The organism is Janthinobacterium fluminis (assembly GCF_028595325.1).
GTDB lineage: Bacteria > Pseudomonadota > Gammaproteobacteria > Burkholderiales > Burkholderiaceae_D > Janthinobacterium > Janthinobacterium fluminis.
Map to the genome: position 1 here is coordinate 120,015 of NZ_JAQQXR010000004.1, position 20,723 is coordinate 140,737.

Annotated in this window: 17 protein-coding genes; 11 read left to right on the forward strand and 6 right to left on the reverse strand. The window is 67.6% G+C overall.

The window, feature by feature from the left end; all coding sequences use genetic code 11:
• Positions 1 to 99: 99 nt before the first annotated feature.
• Together OIK44_RS11780 and OIK44_RS11785 are read left to right on the forward strand one after the other, a co-directional pair.
• The gene (locus tag OIK44_RS11780; protein WP_337587199.1) at positions 100 to 336 is read left to right on the forward strand and encodes a DUF6713 family protein; all 237 of its coding nucleotides are present in this window, start codon (positions 100 to 102) and stop codon (positions 334 to 336) included.
• On the forward strand, positions 336 to 1,061 hold the full coding sequence (locus tag OIK44_RS11785; RefSeq protein WP_273670948.1) for a metallophosphoesterase family protein: 726 nt from the start codon (positions 336 to 338) through the stop codon (positions 1,059 to 1,061). Before OIK44_RS11780 ends, OIK44_RS11785 begins: the two co-directional genes overlap by 1 nt.
• A gap of 55 nt (positions 1,062 to 1,116) precedes the next feature.
• On the opposite strand, the gene OIK44_RS11790 is transcribed toward OIK44_RS11785, so the two are convergent.
• On the reverse strand, positions 1,117 to 3,435 hold the full coding sequence (locus tag OIK44_RS11790; protein ID WP_273670949.1) for a heparinase II/III domain-containing protein: 2,319 nt from the start codon (positions 3,433 to 3,435) through the stop codon (positions 1,117 to 1,119).
• Between the two features lie 202 nt (positions 3,436 to 3,637).
• Positions 3,638 to 4,522, reverse strand: coding sequence for a LysR family transcriptional regulator (locus OIK44_RS11795; protein ID WP_273670950.1), 885 nt, complete (start codon positions 4,520 to 4,522; stop codon positions 3,638 to 3,640).
• Between the two features lie 119 nt (positions 4,523 to 4,641).
• Between OIK44_RS11795 and OIK44_RS11800 the strand changes: the two genes are divergently transcribed.
• Positions 4,642 to 5,640: an aldo/keto reductase gene (locus OIK44_RS11800; protein ID WP_273670951.1), complete on the forward strand. Its 999-nt coding sequence runs from the start codon at positions 4,642 to 4,644 to the stop codon at positions 5,638 to 5,640.
• Between the two features lie 20 nt (positions 5,641 to 5,660).
• Here the strand turns inward: OIK44_RS11800 and mmsB are convergent, their stop codons facing one another.
• Together mmsB and OIK44_RS11810 are read right to left on the reverse strand one after the other, a co-directional pair.
• Positions 5,661 to 6,569 carry a 3-hydroxyisobutyrate dehydrogenase gene (mmsB, locus tag OIK44_RS11805; protein ID WP_273670952.1) on the reverse strand — a complete coding sequence of 303 codons (909 nt, stop codon included), beginning with the start codon at positions 6,567 to 6,569 and terminating at the stop codon, positions 5,661 to 5,663.
• A complete protein-coding gene (locus tag OIK44_RS11810) occupies positions 6,566 to 8,080 on the reverse strand; it encodes a CoA-acylating methylmalonate-semialdehyde dehydrogenase (RefSeq protein ID WP_273670953.1) in 1,515 nt (504 codons plus the stop codon). Before OIK44_RS11810 ends, mmsB begins: the two co-directional genes overlap by 4 nt.
• Positions 8,081 to 8,225: 145 nt before the next feature.
• On the opposite strand from OIK44_RS11810, the gene OIK44_RS11815 reads away from it, so the two are divergent.
• Together OIK44_RS11815 and OIK44_RS11820 are read left to right on the forward strand one after the other, a co-directional pair.
• Entirely contained in the window at positions 8,226 to 9,146 is a 921-nt protein-coding gene (locus OIK44_RS11815) for a LysR family transcriptional regulator (RefSeq protein ID WP_273670954.1), read from the forward strand.
• A gap of 209 nt (positions 9,147 to 9,355) precedes the next feature.
• The gene (locus OIK44_RS11820; RefSeq protein WP_273670955.1) at positions 9,356 to 10,642 is read left to right on the forward strand and encodes an efflux RND transporter periplasmic adaptor subunit; all 1,287 of its coding nucleotides are present in this window, start codon (positions 9,356 to 9,358) and stop codon (positions 10,640 to 10,642) included.
• A gap of 79 nt (positions 10,643 to 10,721) precedes the next feature.
• On the opposite strand, the gene OIK44_RS11825 is transcribed toward OIK44_RS11820, so the two are convergent.
• Positions 10,722 to 12,176: a DegQ family serine endoprotease gene (locus OIK44_RS11825; protein WP_273670956.1), complete on the reverse strand. Its 1,455-nt coding sequence runs from the start codon at positions 12,174 to 12,176 to the stop codon at positions 10,722 to 10,724.
• A 246-nt stretch (positions 12,177 to 12,422) separates the two neighbouring features.
• Between OIK44_RS11825 and OIK44_RS11830 the strand changes: the two genes are divergently transcribed.
• Complete coding sequence (locus OIK44_RS11830) at positions 12,423 to 12,896, forward strand: YbhB/YbcL family Raf kinase inhibitor-like protein (RefSeq protein WP_273670957.1); 474 nt, start codon at positions 12,423 to 12,425, stop codon at positions 12,894 to 12,896.
• Between the two features lie 14 nt (positions 12,897 to 12,910).
• Here the strand turns inward: OIK44_RS11830 and OIK44_RS11835 are convergent, their stop codons facing one another.
• Complete coding sequence (locus OIK44_RS11835; protein WP_273670958.1) at positions 12,911 to 14,065, reverse strand: sugar diacid recognition domain-containing protein; 1,155 nt, start codon at positions 14,063 to 14,065, stop codon at positions 12,911 to 12,913.
• 231 nt (positions 14,066 to 14,296) lie between these two features.
• On the opposite strand from OIK44_RS11835, the gene OIK44_RS11840 reads away from it, so the two are divergent.
• The 5 genes from OIK44_RS11840 (at position 14,297) to wecB (ending at position 20,718) form a co-directional block, all read left to right on the forward strand.
• The gene (locus OIK44_RS11840) at positions 14,297 to 15,640 is read left to right on the forward strand and encodes an MFS transporter (protein ID WP_273670959.1); all 1,344 of its coding nucleotides are present in this window, start codon (positions 14,297 to 14,299) and stop codon (positions 15,638 to 15,640) included.
• 36 nt (positions 15,641 to 15,676) lie between these two features.
• Positions 15,677 to 16,819, forward strand: a complete 1,143-nt coding sequence (locus OIK44_RS11845; RefSeq protein WP_273670960.1) for a glycerate kinase — start codon at positions 15,677 to 15,679, stop codon at positions 16,817 to 16,819.
• A gap of 338 nt (positions 16,820 to 17,157) precedes the next feature.
• Positions 17,158 to 17,436 (forward strand): hypothetical protein, encoded by a 279-nt coding sequence (locus OIK44_RS11850; protein WP_273670961.1) that lies wholly within the window; start codon positions 17,158 to 17,160, stop codon positions 17,434 to 17,436.
• Positions 17,437 to 17,532: 96 nt separating this feature from the next.
• Positions 17,533 to 19,170 (forward strand): DUF2334 domain-containing protein, encoded by a 1,638-nt coding sequence (locus OIK44_RS11855; protein ID WP_273670962.1) that lies wholly within the window; start codon positions 17,533 to 17,535, stop codon positions 19,168 to 19,170.
• A 399-nt stretch (positions 19,171 to 19,569) separates the two neighbouring features.
• Positions 19,570 to 20,718 carry a non-hydrolyzing UDP-N-acetylglucosamine 2-epimerase gene (gene wecB / locus OIK44_RS11860; RefSeq protein WP_273670963.1) on the forward strand — a complete coding sequence of 383 codons (1,149 nt, stop codon included), beginning with the start codon at positions 19,570 to 19,572 and terminating at the stop codon, positions 20,716 to 20,718.
• The last annotated feature ends 5 nt before the right edge of the window (positions 20,719 to 20,723 follow it).

The window sequence follows — 20,723 nt, forward strand, 5'->3', positions numbered from 1 at the left end:
GCGGTTCCCGGATCGGTTTGTTATCGATAACAAATATCATAGCATGGGCCGGCGGCGGCGCGCCGGCACGCTTGACCGGGATGCCGATTAAACAATACAATGCTCCGTCGCGCCTGCCGGCGCCGTCCCGCCACGATTGCCGCCGCCATGGTCAGAACGCTGTACCTCCTCACCTTCACGCTGCTGATGGCCGCCATCCACGCCGGCTTCCTGCTGGCCGGCTTCGCCCAGTTCGAGCTGCCGCTGTCGCTGGCCATCATCGCCGGTTGCGGCCTCGCCGGCCTGGCCCTGCTGGCGGCCGCGCGCGCCGCCCAGGCCGAATTTAGCGGCGCCTGATGCGCATCGCCATCGTCTCCGACATCCACGGCAATCTGGCGGCGCTGGAGGCGGTCGCCGCCGACATCGGCCGGCGCGGCGCCGACGCCGTCATCAACCTCGGCGACAGCCTGTCCGGGCCGCTGCTGCCGCTGGAAACGGCGCGCTACCTGATGGCCAGCGGCTGGACCCACCTGGCCGGCAACCACGAACGGCAAATCCTCGCCTGCCACGCCGGCTCGGCCCAGGCCGACATTTACGCCCGCGGCCAGTTGACGGCGGCCGAGCTGGCCTGGATCGCCACCCTGCGCCCCGCCCTGCAGTACGCGCCCGACGTGCTGCTATGCCACGGCAGCCCGGACAGCGACGTCACGGGCCTGCTGCAAACGGCCGAACGCAACGCCAGCGTGGCCGAGGTGGCGCAGCGCCTCGGCGCCGTGACGGCGGCCCTGGTGGCCTGCGGCCACACGCACGTGGCGCGCAGCGTGCGCACGGCGCGCGGCCAGCTGCTGGTCAACCCCGGCAGCGTCGGCCAGCCGGCCTACCGCGACGAGTATCCGCATCCCCACGTCATCGAATCGGGCGCGCCGGACGCCCGCTACGCCATGGTCGAGCGGCGCGCCGGCGTCTGGCAGGCGAGCCTGCACAGCGTGCCCTACGACCACGCGGCGATGGCGGCGCTGGCGGCCAGGAACGGCCGCGGCGACTGGGCCATCGCCCTCGCCACCGGCTATCTGTCCCCCTGAACCCGCGCAACGGACACCAGCGTGGCGGCGCCGGCCGCCGCCTGAAGGGGAACGCCTATTGCGGCAAGGCGACGCGCCTGTCGCGGCCGACCCACAGCGCCCGGTCGGCGCCACTGCCCTCCAGCCGCAGCGTCGGCCTCTTGCAACCGACGTCGAGGGCGACCAGGAATTCGGCCGTCTTGCTCTTGGTCCGGTTGTACAAAACGCCATGTACCTGGGTCTGCCCTTTGACAGGCTGCACGTTGTCCGGCGTCGCCCGCGTGGCAAAGGCGGTGTCCCCGCTCAGCGAGCGGATGCACAGCTCACTGTTGCCTTTGCGGATGTGCACCATGCCATCCCGGTCCGGCTCCATCGACTCGGCGGCATGCATATTCCACTCGTAGGTGCGGGCCAGCGCCGAGGCCAGCGTGTCGCGCACCAGCACCAGGTCCTGGTCGCGCAGATACCAGACCTGCCGCACCGCCGACGTCAGCAAGCCGTTGCTCGAATAGGCGGCGCTGGCGTCGCCGATGACGGAGTCCAGCTCGGGCGTATGCGTGAAATGGGAGGTGGCGCCGTTCCAGAGCAAGGAAAGGCGGTTGTCGTTCGTGCCCAGCCTCTGCCCGCCGCCGTCCACGCCGTCCATGACGGTGATGGCGTTGTGCGCCTTGGTCTGGCGATACCATGTCTCCGCCTGCACCGAGCCGTAAAAGTCCGACGCCCCCGCCTCGACCAGCAAGGGCTCGCCGCCGCTGTTGATGACGATGCTGTTCTGGTCGGCGTGGCTGTGGTTGAAGGAGCCGTAAGGGCTGGACTTGAAGTACACGGACGTGCGCTTCGGATCGGCGATGTCGCTGTGCATCGCCACCCAACCGACACTCGGGTACTCGGCGGCGTTGGCCGGCGCCGACAGTGGCGTCGCGGCCGCCGGCCCGGACCAGGCCGCCTGCAAGCCGGCCAGCGCGTCCTCGGTGGCATTGAGCTTGCTCGCATACCAGGCGGCCGTCGGCGAGGCGACGCGCATGGCATAGGTTTTCGCAATCCGCCTCACCGGCACGACTTCGTGCTGGTCGCCAAACAGGTGGTTCGGCGAACCCGGCGGGGTGAAATGCGCCATGAAGTTGACCAGGCCGGCGGCCCAGGGCTTGGCGTACAGGTTGACGCCCGTCGCCGCGGCGATCGGCTGCCACATCTGCCCATAGTAATCGGTGGAATACTCGGCATAAGCGGTGCCGTTGGCGAAACCGCCGTCGCCGCCGCCCCAGGGCGACAGCGAATTCGCATAGCCGCGGAAGGCATAGTCGAACCAGGTTTCGGCGACGTCCAAACGGTCTTTCGGGAAACGGTTCAGCGCCAGCGTCGCCACCGTCGCCAGCACGCCGTAATTGGTGCCGCCGTGCGAATCGAAGGGAAACTGGTCCAGGCGGCCGCTGACTCCCATGATATCGCGATAGATGACGGCGGTGCGCCGCTCGACGATGTCCAGCCATTTGGCGCGGACGGTCGCATCCAGGTCCGTGTCGAGCACATCGACCGCCTTGATCAGCGCCATGGCGATGAGGCGGCTGGCCTGGTCCTGGTTGGCGAAACTGGTCGGGCCCTCGACGTCGAGGGCAGCCAGTTGATTGCCGCGCTTGAGCGCCTCCTCCAGCGTCTTGCCGCCGTCGTCCTTTTTCAAACGCCACAACAGGGCCGCCGCTTCCAGCTGGCGCGCCAAATCATTGATCGCGTGGCGGATGGCCGTCGTTTGCACCGCATACACTGCGGGAGGCGCCGTGTTCGGGCGCAAAGGCCAATCCGCGTCCCTGGGCTCGGGCAGGTCGGTCTTCACCTTGAACTCCCGCAAGAGCAGCTCCTTGAGGGGCGCGCGGGCGCGCAACATGTCCGGGTCGGTATTTGCCAGCACTTCCGGCGGCAGCGAGCGCATGGCGCCGCGCGCGCGGATGCGCTGCTTCAACACATCCGCGGCGGGGACCAGGAAGACGCTGGAGGATGCATCGATGCTGAACGCGTGCCAGGCCGACCAGTCGGGGCCATTGTCGGGCTTGACCTGCCACTGGTAGTCGCCGGCGGCAAGCGCTTGCTCCGGCAGCAGCCAGTTGCGCTTGACGACAAACTCGTAACTGCCACTGGTGCCGTTGGTGCCGACCACTCTCACGTTGTAGCTGCTGGCAGCCACGCGCCGCGCATCGACAAAACGCGGCCAGGCAAACCCGGGCGGATTTTGCGCCTGCACCTGATTGCCGGCGGGCGCGGCGCGCACGACGGAGGGATCGGTGGAAACCGACCAGTCGGACTGAGGGGCCGCCGCCGCCGCATGGACGACGCAGGGGGAACAGGCGACGCTGGCCAGCAGCAGGACGCCGCGCAAGCGCTTTGTTTGGAACAGTAACATGCATTACCTCCGAAATAAAATTGCCACATGGCAATTGTGCATCGATTGTATTGCATTTAGCTTCACATTACCATCATGGCAATCTATCGTGCCCTATCCCCTCTATGCGGCCTGCCACGCACCAGTCGACGAAGCCGTAATTTGGCGGGGACAGACCACGATTTCCGGGAAAGTATTTCCCGGAAATCGTGGTCTGTCCCCGCTATGCTGCCATGCACCAGTCGATGAAGCCGCGCAGCACCGCCGACATGTGCCGCCGGCTCGGGTAGTACAGGTGAAAACCCGGCATCGGCGGGCACCAGTCCTCGAACAACGGGACCAGCGTCCCCATGCGGATCGCTTCGCGCGCATAGGCCGCGTAGACGTAGGCAAAGCCGACGCCGTCCACGGCGGCGGCCACCATCATCTCGTCGTCGTCGAGCACCAGCGGGCCGTCGACGGCAAGCTGCAGCGCCTCGCCGTCGCGCGCGAATTCCCAGGCGTACAGCACGCCGCTGGGGAATTTGCGGCCGATGCAGGGCAAGCCGCGCAGCGCCGCCGGCGTGGCCGGACGGGCATGCGCGGCCAGCAGCGCCGGCGCCGCCACGACGACGAATTGCTGCGCGCCGCCGAGCGGCACGGCGACCATGTCCTGCGCCAGGTTGGCGCCGAAACGCACGCCGGCGTCGAAGCCATTGGCGACGATGTCGAGCAAGCCATCGTCGGTGATCAGTTCCAGTTTGACGCCCGGATTGGCTTTCAAAAACCCGCTCAGCAGCGGCGCCAGCAGCAGCCGCGCGGCCGGGCGCGGCACGTTCAGCCGCAAGCTACCCCGCAGCGTATCGCGAAAGCCGTTGACCTCGTCGAGCGCCTGGTCCAGCTCGCTCAACAACTGGCTCACGCGCGCGTACAGGTGCGCGCCGGCCTCGGTCGGCACGACGCTGCGCGTGGTCCGGTTCAGCAGCCGTATGCCGAGGCGCGTTTCCAGCGCGCGCATGGCGTGGCTCAGCGACGAGGCGGTGACGTTGCGCTCCTCGGCCGCCTTGCGGAAACTGCGGTGGCGCGCGACGGCGGCGAAGATCTGCAGCTCGTTCAGGTCAGGCCGCATGGGAGGGGCGGCCCGCGCATTGCTGAATTGTGTTCATGGGTATAAGCGCCTGGGGGCTCTTTGTGTGGGCAAGGCCGCGACTGTATCATTTTCCCGTCAACTTTGAATGGGAAAACAAGATGCAAAAACGAACATTGGGCAAGGACGGCTTGCAGGTATCGGCGCTCGGGCTGGGTTGCATGGGCATGAGCTTCGCCTACGGCGGCGCCGACGAGCGGGAGTCGATCCGGACGCTGCACCGCGCCGTCGAGCTGGGCGTGAGTTTCATCGACACGGCCGAGGTCTACGGTCCGTTCAGCAACGAGGAGTTGCTCGGCAAGGCGCTCAAGGGCAAGCGCGGGCAGGTGCAGATCGCCACCAAATTCGGCTTCAAGATCCTGCCGCAGGGCGAGGGCCTGGAACGCATGGCCGGCGTCGACAGCCGCCCCGAGCACATCCGCGAGGCGGTGACGGGTTCGCTGCAGCGCCTGGGAATCGACAGCATCGACCTGTTGTACCAGCATCGCATCGACCCGGCCGTGCCGGTCGAGGACGTGGTCGGCGTCATGGCCGACCTGGTCCGGGAAGGCAAGGTGCGCCACCTGGGGCTGTCCGAGGTGACGGCGGCGACGCTGCGGCGCGCCCACGCGGTGCATCCGATCGCCGCCGTGCAGAGCGAATACTCGCTGTGGAGCCGCGACCCCGAGCACGGCGTGCTGCCGGCCTGCCGCGAGCTGGGCATCGGCTTCGTGCCCTACAGCCCGCTTGGACGGGGCTTCCTGACCGGCGCGCTGACCTCGCGCGACAGCCTGGCGCACGACGATTTCCGCCGCGGCCTGCCGCGCTTCGACGCCGCCGCGATGCAGCACAATCTGACGCCGCTGCGACGTTTCGGCGAGCTGGCGGCGGCGCGCGGCATGACGCCGGCGCAGCTGGCGCTGGCCTGGCTGTTGCACCAGGGCGAGCATATCGTGCCGATTCCCGGCGCGCGCAGCGTCGTCCATCTGGAGGAGAACGCCGGCGCGGCGCGGCTGACGCTGGAGCCGGCCGAGGCCGCCGCCATCGCGGCGCTGTTCGCGCCGGAGCAGGTCAGCGGCGCCCGCTACGCCGAGGGCGACTTCGCGCTTATCGACGCCTAGTGCGGGCGGCGCCCGGGGCGTCAACCCGGCGCGCCGCGCGGCGCGAAGATGCTGGAGAAGTCCAGGCCGCCGGCGCCCGCCCCGCTGTGGCGCGCATACAGGCCGTGCGCCAGCGTGCCCAGCGGCACGCTGACGTCGCCGGCCGCCGCGCTGTCGAGCGCCAGGCCGAGGTCCTTCAACATCAGGTCGACGCCGAAACCGCCCGTGTAGCCGCGCGCGGCCGGCACGTTCTCGGCCACGCCGGGACAAGGGTTGTAGGCCTCCAAGGCCCAGTTACGGCCGGAACTGTGCGCCATGATGGCCGATACCACCTTCGGGTCCAGGCCGTTGGCGATGCCCAGGCGCAGCGCCTCGCTGGTGCCGATCATCAAGATCCCGAGCAACATGTTATTACAGATTTTCACGGCCTGGCCGCTGCCTGGCCCGCCGGCGTGGAACACCGCCTTGCCCATCGCCTCCAGATACGGGCGCGCCCGCGCCAACGCGTCGGCGTCGCCGCCGACCATGAAGGTCAGCGCGGCGGCGGCGGCGCCGGCCGTGCCGCCCGAGACGGGCGCGTCGAGCATCGCCAGACCGCGCTGCGCGGCCGCCTGCGCGACCGTGCGCGCCGCCGCCGGTGCGATGGTCGAGCAATCGACCAGCAGCACATCGGGCCGCGCATGCGCCAGGATGCCATCCTCGCCCAGATAGGCGGCCAGCACATGCTCGCCGGCCGGCAACATCGTGAAGACGACGCGCGCCGCCGCGACGGCGCCGCCGCGCCCGTCCGCCGTGCTGCCGCCGGCGGCCACGAAGCGCGCCACGCTATCGCTCTGCAAGTCGAAACCGGCCACCGTGGCGCCGCTGCGCACCAGGTTCAAGGCCATCGGCATGCCCATATTGCCCAGGCCGATAAACACCACGTCGGCCGCCGCCGCGCCGGCCCTCATTGCAGCGCCATCGTCGTGTTGGGCTTGCCACCCAGCGCATCGGGCGCGAACCAGCGCGCCGTGACGGTCTTCGTCTGCGTCCAGAATTGCAGCGCCTGCCTGCCGTTCGGCCCCAGGTCGCCCAGCTTCGAGGCCCGCGAGCCCGTGAAGCTGAAATACGCGACCGGCACGGGCAGCGCGACATTGATGCCCACCTGGCCGACGTCGACCTCGTTCTGGAACTTGCGCGCGGCCCAGCCCGACGCCGTGAAGATGGCCGTGCCGTTGCCGTTCGGATTGGCGTTGATGAAGGCGATCGCCTGCTCCAGCGTGGCGGCGGCGACGACGCACAGGACGGGGCCGAAGATTTCCTCGCGGTAGACGAGCATCTCGGCCGTGACGTCGGCGAAGATGGTCGGCCCGACGAAATTGCCCTCGGCATAGCCGTCGACGCGGCAGCCGCGCCCGTCCAGCAGCAAGCTGGCGCCGCCGTCGACGCCGGCCTGTATCAACTGCTCCGTGCGCTCCTTCGCCGCCCGCGACACCATCGGCCCCAGGTCGGCGCCGCGGTCGCTGCCGGGACCGACCTTCAGGGCCCGCGCGCGGGCGACGATGTCGGGCAGCCAGTCGCGCGCCGCGCCGACCAGGATGGCCACGGAATTGGCCATGCAGCGCTGGCCGGCGGCGCCGAACGCGGCGCCGACCAGATTATTGATCGCCTGCTCGCGGTGGGCGTCCGGCAGCACGACGCAATGGTTCTTCGCCCCCATCATCGCCTGGGCCCGCTTGCCGGCCTCGCTGGCGCGGCGGTAAACGTGGGTGCCGACCCGGGTCGAGCCGATGAAGGAGACGGCCTTGACGTCAGGATGCTGGCACAGGATGTCGACGGCGTCGGCGCCGCCGTGGACAACGTTGAGCACGCCGGGCGGCAAGCCCGCCTCGTAGGCCAGCTCGACGAGCAACATGGTCGCCGACGGCGCCTGCTCGGAGGGCTTGAGCACGAAGGTATTGCCGCTGGCTATGGCGACCGGGAACATGAAGCACGGCAGCATGACGGGGAAATTGAAGGCCGTGATGCCCACGCCCACGCCCAGCGGCTGCTGGATGGCGTACACGTCGACGCCGCTGGCGGCGTTTTCGGCGATCTCGCCGAGCTGCAGCGTGGCGATCGAACAAGCGTGCTCGACCACTTCGAGGCCGCGCATCACCTCGCCCTCGGCGTCCGGCAGCGTCTTGCCGTGCTCGCGCGTGATCAGCGCGGCCAGCGCGCCGACATTCTCGCGTATCAACTGCTGATACCGCAACATGATGCGCATGCGCTGCGCCAGCGGCGTCTGGCGCCAGCCGCGGAAGGCCTCGGCGGCGACGGCGACGGCGCGCTCCACCTCGGCGGCCGTGGCGAAGGGCACGCGGGCGAGCACCTCCTGGGTGGCCGGATTGACGACATCGCGCCACGCGGCGCTGGCCGAGGGCACGCGCTGGCCGCCGATATGCAGCGCAATGGCGGGGACCTGCAACAAAGCCTGATTCATACCACTCTCCAAAAAAGAAGTGCCGCCGGCATGCGCGGCGGACGGACGCGGGGCGACCATATCGCATTCTGCATCGGCAAAAATACCTACTCAACACAAATTAATGCATAATTCCTTTGCAAAAATGCACAACAAAGGGGCGGGCATGCTGGATTGGGACAATATGCGGATCTTCCTCGAACTGACGCGCAGCCAGGGCCTCGTCGACGCCGCGAAAAAACTCGGCATAGACCACTCGACGGTATCGCGGCGCATCCGCAAATTCGAGGAACAAGTGGGCACCCAGCTGTTCGACCGCCACAACGGCGGCCACCAACTGACGCCGGAAGGCCAGCGCCTGATGGAATACGCGGAAAACATCGAAAGCACCGTCTACGCGGCGACGGCCGAACTGGGCGAGCACAACCGCCTGCTGTCGGGCCAGGTGCGGCTGGGCGCCACCGAAGGCTTCGGCGCCTACGTGCTGGCGCCGCAACTGGCCCACTTCTGCGAGCGCCACCCGCACATCGGCGTCGACCTGATCGCCGTGCCGCGCTTCGTCAGCCTGTCGAAACGCGAGGCCGACGTCGTCATCTCCATCGAACGGCCGCAATCCGGCCCCTACGTCGTCACCAAACTGGCGGACTACCGGCTCAAGCTGTACGCGACGCCAGCCTACCTGGCGAGCCACGCGCCGATCGGCGCGCTGGCCGACCTGGCCGGCCACCCGCTGATGGGCTACGTCGACGACCTCCTCTTCAGCGCCGAACTGCGCTACATCGACAAGGTGGCGCCGGGGGCGCGGCCGGCCTTCCGCAGCACCAGCATCACGGCCCAATACCAGGCGGCGCGGCGCGGACGGGGGCTGGCCATCCTGCCCTGCTTCCTGGCGCAGCAAGAGCGCGATCTGGTCGCCGTGCTCGACGCCGAAATCGACCTCGTGCGCAGCTTCTGGATGGTATCCCCGAGCGAACGGCGGCACATCGCCCGCGTCAGCGCCCTGTGGCACTACCTGCGCGAAGCGATCGACCTCAACCGCGACTACCTGCTGGGCGACAGCGACACCATGCGCTGGCTCCCCCAATAGTTGCTTCCCCCTGGGGTCAGGTCTAGACATGGCGGTTTTACTTGAGTGCGCAAGTAAAACCGCCATGTCTAGACCTGACCCCATTGTTGTTGTCCGGATATGGACAGTGGCTTTGTCCATTCGCGGACAGGCCGCCGGCGGGCACGCCCCGCCAGCTCTGGCACGGAATTTGCATAGGTTGCTTGGTCCGTAACCTTGATGTGAGTCATATGAAAGCTTTGAATCCGCAATCGGCCGTCACCGGCGCCGCGATGGATGTGATCGTGCCCAGGCGCCGCGGCAAGACGGTCGCCGCCGCCGGCGCCGCCGCCGCGCTGGCCGCGCTGGCGGTATTCGGTCTGTGGCAGTTGCTGCCGCGCGGTCTGCAGGTGCCGGCCGCCGATGTGCGCATCGCCACCGTCGAGAACGGCATTTTCCTCGATGATATTGTGGTGCGCTCGAAGGCCGAGGCCTTGCATTCGGTGATACTCGATTCGGTTGAGGCCGGCCGCGTCGAGGAGGTCTTCGTCCACGACGGCGCCGTCGTCCGGCAAGGCGATGTGCTGTTCCGCATTTCCAACCCGCAGCGCAATCTGGAGTTGTTGCAGCGCCAGTCCGAGCACACGCAGCAGATTTCGAATCTGTCGAATCTGCGCGTCGGTTTCGAGGCCGCTTATACGGACCACCAGCGGCGCCTGTCCGATCTGGCGTTCGGTGTGGCCCAGGCGCAGAAGCAGCATGCCCGCAATGTGCAGTTGGCGGCGCGGGGTTTCATTTCGCCGGTGGCGCTGGAGGAGTCGGCCGACGCGCTCGAACAGAAGCGCCATGTGCTCGGCGAGGAGAAGTTGCGCCATACGACCGAGGCCGGCGTCAAGCTCGACGCCGTGCGCAAGATGGAGAGCGCGATCAGGAATATCGAGACGGGCCTGACGTTGGTCAGGGCCACGGTCGAGGCGCTGGTGGTGCGCGCGCCGGTGGCCGGCCGCCTGACGGATTTCAAGCTGCAGATCGGCGAGACGGTGAAGACGGACCAGCATATCGGCCGCATCGACGATCCGGCCAGGTTCAAGCTCAGCGCCCAGGTCGACGAGTATTATTTGAACCGCATCGCCGTCGGACGCCGCGGCCGAGTCAAGCAGGATGGCCAGGATTATCCGATCGAGGTCAGCCGGGTCTATCCGCAAATTAAGGACGGGCGTTTTTCCGTCGAGCTGGTGTTCACCCGGGCGCAGGCGGCGACGCTGAATCCCGGCCAGAGTATCGATGCGCAGATCACGCTGGGCGAGCCGAAGCCGGCGCTGTTGCTGCCGAACGCGCCGTTCGTCACGGACAGCGGAGGCGCCTGGGTCTTCGTCGTCGCCGCCAACGGCATCGACGCGGAAAAACGGCCGCTGAAGACGGGGCGGCGCAATAATGGCCAGATCGAGGTGCTGTCGGGCCTGCGCGCCGGCGAGCAGGTGCTGGTGTCAAGCTATGCCGGCTTCGGCAACGCCGTGCGCCTGCAGTTGAAGAAATAAGCCATTTTCAGAAGGCATGGTCGGGGCGGGGCCGCGGCCATCCGCCGCCGCACGCCGCGCCGCGCCGCGCCGGCGCCGGTCAGCGCATGCGCAGCGGCACGTAGACCGTCGCCGGCCCGCGCCGCACCAGCAGGGCCACGGTCTGCCCCGCGACATTCTCCAACTGTTTTTCCAGCGCGGCGGCGCTGTGCACGGGCTGCTGGTTCAGCGCCAGGATGATGTCGCCGGTCTGTATGCCGGCGCGCAGGGCCGGCCCGGTGGCGCCGCGCACCAGCACGCCGTCCGTCGTTTTCAGGCGCGCCCGCTGCTCGGCGCTCAGGTCGCTCAACTGCAGCCCGGCCGCGTTGGACTGGACGGCCTCGGCCTCCGGCACGGATGCGCCGGCGCTGCTGCTGCCCCGCTCGGGCAGCAATTCCTCGACCTTCGCGTTGACGCTGGCGACCTGGCCCTTGCGCCAGTAGCGCAGCGCGACCGTGCTGCCCGGGCGCGATTCGGCGACCATGCGCGCCAGGTCGGACGAGGTGGGCACGGGCCGGCCGTCGAAGCTGAGGATGACGTCGCCGGGACGGATGCCGGCCTTCTCGGCCGGGCCGTTTTTCTCGACCATGCCGACGAGGGCGCCGGTGACGTCCTTCAGGCCGAAGGAGGCGGCCAGGTCGGCCGACATTTCCTGCACTTGCACGCCGATGCGCCCGCGCCGGACCTTGCCGGAGCCGCGCAGTTGCTTGACGACGTCCATCGCCACGTCGATGGGAATGGCGAAGGACAGCCCCATGAAGCCGCCGGTGCGGCTGTAGATTTGCGAGTTGACGCCGACGACCTCGCCGCGCATATTGAACAGCGGCCCGCCCGAGTTGCCGGGGTTGAGGGCGACGTCGGTCTGGATGAAGGGCACGAAGCTGCCGTCGGGCAGCGCGCGCCCCTTGGCGCTGACGATGCCGGCCGTGACGCTGTTTTCGAAGCCGAACGGCGCGCCGATGGCGGCCACCCACTCGCCCACTTCGAGCCGGGCCGGGTCGCCGATGGGCACGACCGGCAGGCCCTCGGCGCTGATCTTGATCAGCGCGACGTCGGTGCGGGTATCGGCGCCGATCACCTTGGCCTTGAATTCGCGCTTGTTGGTCAGCCTGACGGTGACTTCGTCGGTGTTGTCGACGACGTGGGCGTTCGTCAGGATGTAGCCGTCGGGGCTGATGATGAAGCCCGAGCCCAGGCTCTGCGCCTGGAATTGGCGCGGCCCGGACGGCGGCATGAAGCGGCGGAAAAATTCGTAGAAGGGGTCGTCGTCGGGCAGCGCCGGGAAGTCGCTGGTGCCGTCGCGTATCGTCTGCACGGAACTGATGTTGACCACGGCCTGCCCTTCCTGCCTGACGAGGTTGACGAAGCTGGGCAGTTCGACGCTGGGCGCGGCCGCACGCGGCGCCGCGGCCAGGGCCATGGGCGCGGCCGGTTCCTGGCCGGCAAAGTGCTCGGACTCGGAGCAGGCGGCCAGCGCCAGGAGGAGAAGGGCAAACAGGTAGCGGTTGGCAGACATGGGGCGAACCTCTCACAACGGCTTCATCTCCCCAGCATATGAGAAAGCGGCGCGCGCCGAGCCGGTTTACCTTGCCGCGTTGAGGCCACTCAAGGGCCGCCCAGAAGCGCGCCGAATGGCTGTCTGCCTGGAAAAAAACCTGCAACTTTCACGCCATGATCCGGTCGAATCGGGTGAAGCGGCGCGGCGCCCCCGGCGTTCGCCCCCGGCGTCCCGCCCGCCGCCACTGGAAAGGAGAGCCGCGCCATGACCCTGTCCCTCACTTCGCCGGCCTTCGCCGCCGGCGCCGCCATCCCGGCCCGCTACACTTGCGACGGCGCGAATATTTCGCCGCCGCTGGCGTGGTCGGGCGTGCCGCCGGCGGCGAAAAGCCTGGCGCTCATCGTCGACGATCCCGACGCGCCCGACCCGGCGGCGCCGCAACGCACCTGGGTGCACTGGGTGCTGTACAACCTGCCGGGCGGCGCCAGCGGCCTGCCCGAGGGTTTGCACGGCGAGGATTTTCCGCCGGGCAGCGGCGAAGGCATCAACGACTGGCAGCAAAGCGGCTACGGCGGCCCCTGCCCGCCTATCGGCCGGCATCGCTATGTCCACAAGCTGTATGCGCTCGACCGCATGCTGCCCACGCTGGTCAAGGCGACCAAGGCGCAGCTGGAGCAGGCGATGCAGGGCCATATCATCGAGCGGGCCGAGCTGATCGGCCTGTACGAGCGCGGCTAGCCGGGGCGCCGGCCTCAGGGCTGCAGCAGCGCGGCGACATAGAGCAGGATGCGGTCTTCCGTGCGCGCCAGGTCGAGCCCGGTCACCGCGCCGATGCGGCGCAGCCGGTAGTCGAGCGTGTTGCGGTGGATGTGCAGGGCGGCGGCGGTGGCGGCCGGATGGCCGTCGTGGGCGAACCAGGCGTCCAGCGTGCGCCGCAGTACCATGCCGTTCTTGTCGCGCGCCTGCAATTGCAGCATCGGCAGGCGCAGCTGCTGGGCCTGCCAACCGCGCCCCAGCTCCGACAGCAGCACCGGCAGCGCCAGCTCGTAGTAGCTGAGCACGCGCCGCTGCGGATCGCGCTGGCGCCCGACGCGCGCCGTCGTCGCCGCGCTCTGGTAGGAAATGGCCACGCTGTCGATGCCCGGCAGGGCGATGCCCATCGTCAGCCGGAACGCGTGCCGGCACTCTTCGCGCAGCAGCGCCGCGACGCCCTGCAGGCGGCGCTCGCGCAGCGCCTCGTCGGTCCGCTTGACGCCGCTGGCGTCGTAGGCGTCCAGGATGAGCATGTCGCGCGGCCCCAGCGTGGCCGTCAGCGCCGCCGGTTGCCGCGCCAGCACGCTAGACTGGATGCGCTGGATTTCCGCCAGCGCCAAATCCGTCGGCAGGTCGCCGTCGTCCAGTTCCAGCAGGAACACCATCTGCGTGCGTCGCAAATCCACGCCCAGCCGCAGCGCCCACGCCTCCAGGCCGGCCTGGGCGCCGCGGTCGGATTTGATCAGGTTCAGCAGCAGCGCCTCGCGGTAGCGCGTGTCGCGCTGCAGCTCATTGCTCAGGCTGGCCTGCTCCAGTATCATTTCCGCCGTCAGCCGCACCAGCTCGCCGAACTGGCGCACCCGCTCGGGCGCGCCGCTCAAACCGATCGCGCCGCACAGCTTGCCGTTGATGGTGAGCGGCAGGTTCACGCCGGGCCGGGCGCCGTGCAGGTTTTTCGCCGTCGCCGCATCGACCTCGACCGTCAATTTTTTCGCCAGGGCGAGCAAGGCGCCGGCGTGCAGTTCGCCGATCCGCGACGGGTCGCCGCTGGCCAGGATGGTGCCGTTGGCATCCATCACGTTGACGTTGAAGGGGATGATCTTCATCGTCCGGTTAACGATATCTTGCGCCAGTGCCGAATTAAGGACGTACATTTCGCCGCATCTCCTGAGGGTCGCGCAGGCGCGCGCCAGCCACTGTAGCCGATCCGCCTCTTTGTGCCAAGCGACAAAAAACCATGCTCCAGCCAACCGTGGCGCCGCCATCCATTGTGCATATGCCCAATAAACGATGGCGGCGCCGGCGCGCCCCTGGTGCATCTGAACGAAGATTTTTCGCCGCCGTTTCCAGATAATGCTCATACAACATACATAAAGGAGACAAGCATGACCCAACACGCGCAAGCGCCACGCGGCGGGGCCGCCGGCGCGCCCGGCTCCGCCGCGGCGATCCTGGACCGGGCCTATAAAAAGGCCACATGGAAGCTGATACCCTTCATCTTCGTCTGCTACCTGTTCAACTACCTGGACCGCGTCAACGTCGGCTTCGCCAAGCTGGAAATGCTCGACGCCCTGAAACTCAGCGACACCGTCTACGGCCTGGGCGCCGGCATCTTCTTCATCGGCTATGTGCTCAGCGGCGTGCCCAGCAACCTGATGCTGCACAGGATAGGCGCGCGGCGCTGGATCACGACGATGATGCTGGCCTGGGGGACGCTCTCGGCCAGCCTGATGTTCGTCACCACGCCGAGCGCCTTCTATGTGCTGCGCTTTTTCACCGGCGTCGCCGAGGCCGGCTTCTTCCCCGGTATCGTGCTGTATTTCACGCACTGGTTCCCGGCCGAGCGGCGCGGCAAGGTGATGGCGCTGTTCATGTCGGCCATCCCCGTCTCCGGCCTGGTCGGCGGCCCGCTGTCGGGCTGGATGCTGCAGCATTTCGCCGCCGGACAGGGCGGCCTGGCCGGCTGGCAGTGGTTGTACCTGCTGCAAGGCTTGCCGACCGTGGCGCTGGGCGTCATGGTGTATTTCTACCTGAACGACAGCATCGCCCAGGCCGGCTGGCTGACGGCTGACGAGAAAACCCTGATGCAGGGCGCGCTGGCCGAGGACGAGAAGAAGCGCCTGGCCGTCAGCGACAGCGGACAGAGCTTCGCCAGCGTGCTGCGCAACGGCAGCGTCTGGATGCTGGGCACCATCTACTTCTGCATACAAATGGGTGTCTACGCCATCAATTTCTGGCTGCCGTCCATCATCAAGTCGCTGGGTTTCCGCGATCCGGCCACGATAGGCTGGCTCAGCGCCCTTCCCTACCTGGCCGCAGGCGTGTTCATGGTCTGGGTCGGCCGCTCGGCCGACCGGCGCGGCGAACGGCGCTGGCATTTGTGCGTGCCGATGCTGATGGGCCTGTGCGGCCTGCTGCTGGCCGCCAAGTTTTCCAGCAATCCCCTCGTCGTCATGCTCGGCCTGACGCTGGCGACGATGGGCGCCTTGACCAGCCTGCCGATGTTCTGGCCCCTGCCCTCGGCCTTCCTCGGCAGCGCCGCGGCGGCCGCCGGCCTGGCGCTGATCAACTCGCTCGGCCAGATCGCCGGCTTCGTCAGCCCCTTCCTGGTCGGCTGGATCAAGGACGCCACCGGCAGCACCGATCTGGCACTATATATCCTGTCGAGCGTCATGCTGGTCGGCGCCGTGCTGGTGCAGCGCGTGCCGGCCAAGGTCGTCAACCGCTGATGCGGCGCCGGCCGCTTTGAACCGAGAAAGATATCCATGGAAATTCTGATTGCGCCCGACTCCTACAAGGAAAGCCTGACGGCCTTGCAGGTCGCCGCCGAAATCGAGGCGGGCTTTCGCGAAGTCTTCCCCGACGCCCGCTACGTCAAGATGCCGCTGGCCGACGGCGGCGAGGGCACCGTGCAGGCGCTGATCGACGCCATGGCCGGGCGCCGCGTCGAGCTCAGCGTTGCCGGACCGCTGGGCGAGCCGGTGGCGGCGTTTTACGGCCTGACGGGCGGCGCGGCCATCGCCGTCATCGAGATGGCCGCCGCCAGCGGGCTGGCGCTGCTGCCGCCGGCGCGCCGCAACCCGCTGCGCACCAGCAGTTATGGCACCGGCGAGCTGATCCGTGCCGCCCTCGACGCCGGCGCCCGCCGCTTCGTGCTGGGCGTGGGCGGCAGCGCCACCAACGACGGCGGCGCCGGCATCGCCCAGGCGCTGGGCGTGCGCCTGCTCGACGGCGACGGCGCCGAGCTGGGACCGGGCGGCGCCGAGCTGGCGCGGCTGCGGCGCATCGACGTCGCCGGGCTCGACCCGCGCATCGCCGCCTGCCGGATCGACGTTGCCTGCGACGTCAGCAATCCCCTGTGCGGGCCGCAGGGGGCGTCGGCCGTGTTCGGGCCGCAAAAAGGCGCCGATGCCGGCATGGTGGCGCAACTCGACGCCAATCTGCGCCATTACGCCGCCATCATCGCCCGCGATTGCGGCGTCAACATCGTCGCCGTGCCCGGCGCCGGCGCCGGCGGCGGCGCCGCCGCCGCGATGCTGGCCTTCCTCGGCGGGCGGCTGCGCCCCGGCACCGACATCGTCAACGACGCCGTCGGCCTCGACGCGGCGGTGGCGACGGCCGACCTGATCGTCACCGGCGAGGGCCGCATCGACAGCCAGACCATCCACGGCAAGACGCCGATCGGCGTGGCCCGCGCCGCGCTACGCCACGGCAAGCCCGTGATTGCCATCGCCGGCTGCCTGGCCGCCAGCGCCGCCGCCGTCCACGCCCACGGCATCGACGCCGTCTTCGGCGCCGTCAGCCGGCCCTGCAGCGTCGCCGACGCGCTGGCCGCGGCGGCCGTGAATGTGCGCAGCGCCGCGCGCAATGTGGCGGCGACGCTGAAGCTGGGGCGGAGTCTGCCGTAGCGGCAAACCGGGTGGCGCGGGGCCAGCCCGCGCCACCGGAATTGCCGCGCCGCCAGGCACGCGGCATTCCCCAAAACGTACCCGGCATTAAATCCCCATCATATTTTACGGCGAGCTGATCAATAATACCGCAGCCGCCAAAATAAAATACCCGCCATTTCACGCAATTGCAATTCTCATAATTGCTTTGTGCTTGCTCAATTCGCTACCGCGGCGCCCCATCTAATATTAACTATTCAAGCAACGACTACCGTCCGCCTTGAATATCAGTTCGCCAGGAAATATTTCCGGCATGGATACGTATTCTTCGCCGAAAATATTATCACACCATCCTTGATATGGAGTTGAATATGCGATTCTATTTACCACGCCGCCGGGCGATTCCGGCCTACGCCGCCTGCACGCTGGCCCTGATCGGCTGGATGGAACTGGCGCGCGCCGCCACCGTCGCGCCGCCGCGCCGCCCGGTGGCCAGCCAGACTATTGTGGCAAAACCCGGAGAACCGGCAGAAATGCGCGCCCGCCTCACCAAAAAGCAAAGCAACGCCATCCGGAACAAGGTCAATGGCAACAGGGACGAGAGCGCCAATGACGCGCCGACGCCAGACGACAATTGACGCCCGCCGGCACGGCTATTTGCTGAGCCCCTTACCACGTCTGCATTGGCAAGGCGAAATGAACGGGTTTTTACTCTTATGTCTTAGGAAGATATCATGCAACGTTTTTTATCGGCATTAGCATCAATCATGCTCGGCCTGCTATTCTGCCTTGGCGGAAATGCCTACGCCAGCACCACCATGAATGCCCTGATCCTGTATGACGCGCCGCCAGGCGGCGACTACGAGAAACTCGGCCTGATTTACACCATCATGCTAAAAAACCTGCTCGGGCATTTCGCCGGCACGGTGGTCGAAATGCCGGTGCAAAATTATGTGGCGGGGCAAACCGAGAATTACACCAGCATATTTTATATTGGCTCCAACTACGACAATCCCTTGCCGGCGGCCTTCCTGCAGGACGTCACGACGACCAGCAAAACCGTGGTCTGGTTCCGCTCCAACATTTGGCAACTTGCCTGGAACGGCGCCTACAACTTCACCAGCAATTTCGGCATGACGTTTACCGGCCTGCGCGGCTTGAACGCGGCGCCGACCAGCACCAATCCCGCACCGGGCTTCTTCGACACGGTGCGCTACAAGAACCGCGACTTCGTCAAGTACTACAAGTACAACAGCAGCACCGGCACGATTAACGCCGACCCGGAAGTGGGCGTGATGGAGATAGTCGACACGCTCAAGGCGAGCAGCGTCGTTCCCGTCAAAAACAGCGGCACCGGCGAACAGATCCCCTACCTGACACGCGCCAAGCACCTGTGGTACTTCGCCGACATGCCCTTCACCTACATCGGCCCGCGCGACCGCTACCTGGTGCTGGCCGACGTCTTGCACGACATTCTCGACATCGACCATCCGCAAAGCCACAAGGCGATGGTCAGGCTGGAAGACATCGACGCGCTGGTCAACCCGGCGAACGTGAAAAAACTCAGCGACTTCCTGTACCGCCGCCATATTCCCTTCTCCCTGGCGGCGATTCCCCTGTATATGGACCCGCTGGGCCGATACAACGGCGGCGTGCCCCGGACGATACCGCTGTCGCAGGCGAGCAATCTGCAAACGGCGCTCAACTATGCAATCAGCCGCAGGGGGGAGGTGGTCCAGCACGGCTACACGCACCAGTATTCGAACGTCCCCAACCCGCACTCGGCGGTCACCGGCGACGATCTGGAATTCTGGGACTTCGTCCACAACACCCCCCTGCCCGAGGATTCGCTGGCGTACGCGGCGGGGCGCATCCAGGCCGGCATGAATGACTTGCTGGCGCACGGCTACACCCCGGTGGCCTGGGAGACGCCGCATTACCAGGGTTCGGCGCTGAGCATGCGGGCGACGCCGGCCATCTACCCGAAAACCTATCACCGTGCCGTCTACTACACGGCGGACACGCCCGATTTCAACGCCGCCCAGGGCAGGGATTTTTCGGCCGGCCAATTCTTCCCCTACATCATACTCAAGGATCATTACGGGCAAAAAATCCTCCCCGAGAACCTCGGCAATATCGCCTACGACTTGAGTGCCCTCTTTCCCGACTCAAGCGACGTCTACAGCTGGCAGGACATCTACACCAACGCCCAGTACGCGCTGGCCGTCAGGGATGGTTTCGCCTCCTTCTTTTACCATCCCTTCCTGCTCGAACCCAGCTTGAACCTGCCGGCACTGCAGGATTTCAAGACGCTGATCCTGGCCATCAGCGCCCTCGGCTACACCTGGACTTCGCCCAGCGCCCTGCCCTGAACGCCCCTTGAGGGCGCCGTGGCGCCACCGGTGCGGGCGGCGCCACCCGTTGTATCTCTGCGCATCGTCAATCGTTGGTTATCCGAAAACACATATGATGTTTTTGAGACAAGCTTTTTCGCATCGCCGTTTGCCAAGACGGAAGGCCGCGAGCGCCGTGTTCGCCGCAATGCCCATTGCTTGCCGGCATACGCCCCGTTGAACGGCGTGGACGACCCAGGTAGCGCCGCACTTGCGCGGCGAGCAGCACTTACGCAGCATTGGCACGACTATCATGCACCACGCCGCAGCCCGCAGTATTCCGTACCGTTTCCTCTTCGCTGGACAGACCCGCGCCCAGGCGCGCGGGCGCCCTTTCACCCCCCGCCCCGGATGGCGGGATTTCCGGGAGAAACCCTGATGAAAATCCTTTCCATTTTCGGCACCCGCCCGGAAGCCGTGAAAATGGCGCCGCTGGCGCGCATGCTGGCCGCCTCGCCGGCCGTCGAGGCCAGCGTTTGCGTCACCGGCCAGCACCGCAGCATGCTGCGCCAGGTGCTGGAACTGTTCAATATCGAGCCCGAGCACGACCTCGACCTGATGCAGCCGAGCCAGACCTTGAACGGCCTGGGCGCGCGCCTGCTCGGCGCCCTCGACCCCGTGCTCGACGCGGTCCGGCCCGACCGCGTGCTGGTCCACGGCGACACGACGACGGCCATGGTCAGCGCCGTCGCCGCCTTCCACCGCGGCATTCCCGTCGGCCACGTCGAGGCCGGCCTGCGCACGCAGGACATGGCCCAGCCCTGGCCCGAGGAAATGAACCGCCGCGTCGCCGACGCCGTCAGCGACCTGCTGTTCGCGCCCACGGCCGGCGCCAAGGCGAATTTGCTGAAGGAAAACCTGGGCGGGCGCATCCTCGTCACCGGCAACACCGTCATCGACGCGCTCGACCTGGCCGTGCAGCACATCGCCGCCGACGCGCGCCTGCGCGACTGGCTCGACGAGCAGTTGCCGCCGCCCCAGGCGGGCCGCAAGCTGCTGGTCGTCACCGGCCACCGGCGCGAAAATTTCGGCGCCGGCTTCCAGCAAATTTGCGCGGCGCTGGCGGCGCTGGCCCGCCGCGCCGACATGCAGATCGTCTATCCCGTGCACCTGAACCCGAACGTCCAGGCGCCGGTGCTGGCGGCCCTGTCGAACCTGCCCAATGTGCAACTGATCGAGCCGCTCGACTACTTCCTGTTCGTCCGCCTGATGCAGCGCGCCCACGTCATTCTCAGCGACTCCGGCGGCGTCCAGGAAGAGGCGCCGGCGCTGGGCAAGCCGGTGCTGGTGATGCGCGACGTCACCGAGCGGCCCGAGGCCGTCGCCGCCGGCACGGTGCGCCTGGTCGGCACCGACGCCGCCCGCATCGAGGCCGAGGTGGCGCGGCTGTACGACGACGAGCGCGCCTGGGCCGCCCTGCGCGTCGCCCGCGCCGGCAATCCTTATGGCGACGGCCGGGCCTGCGAACGCATCGTCGCGGCGCTGCTGGGCCGGCCGCTGGCCGAATTCGCGCCGCAGCTGCGCTGAACCAC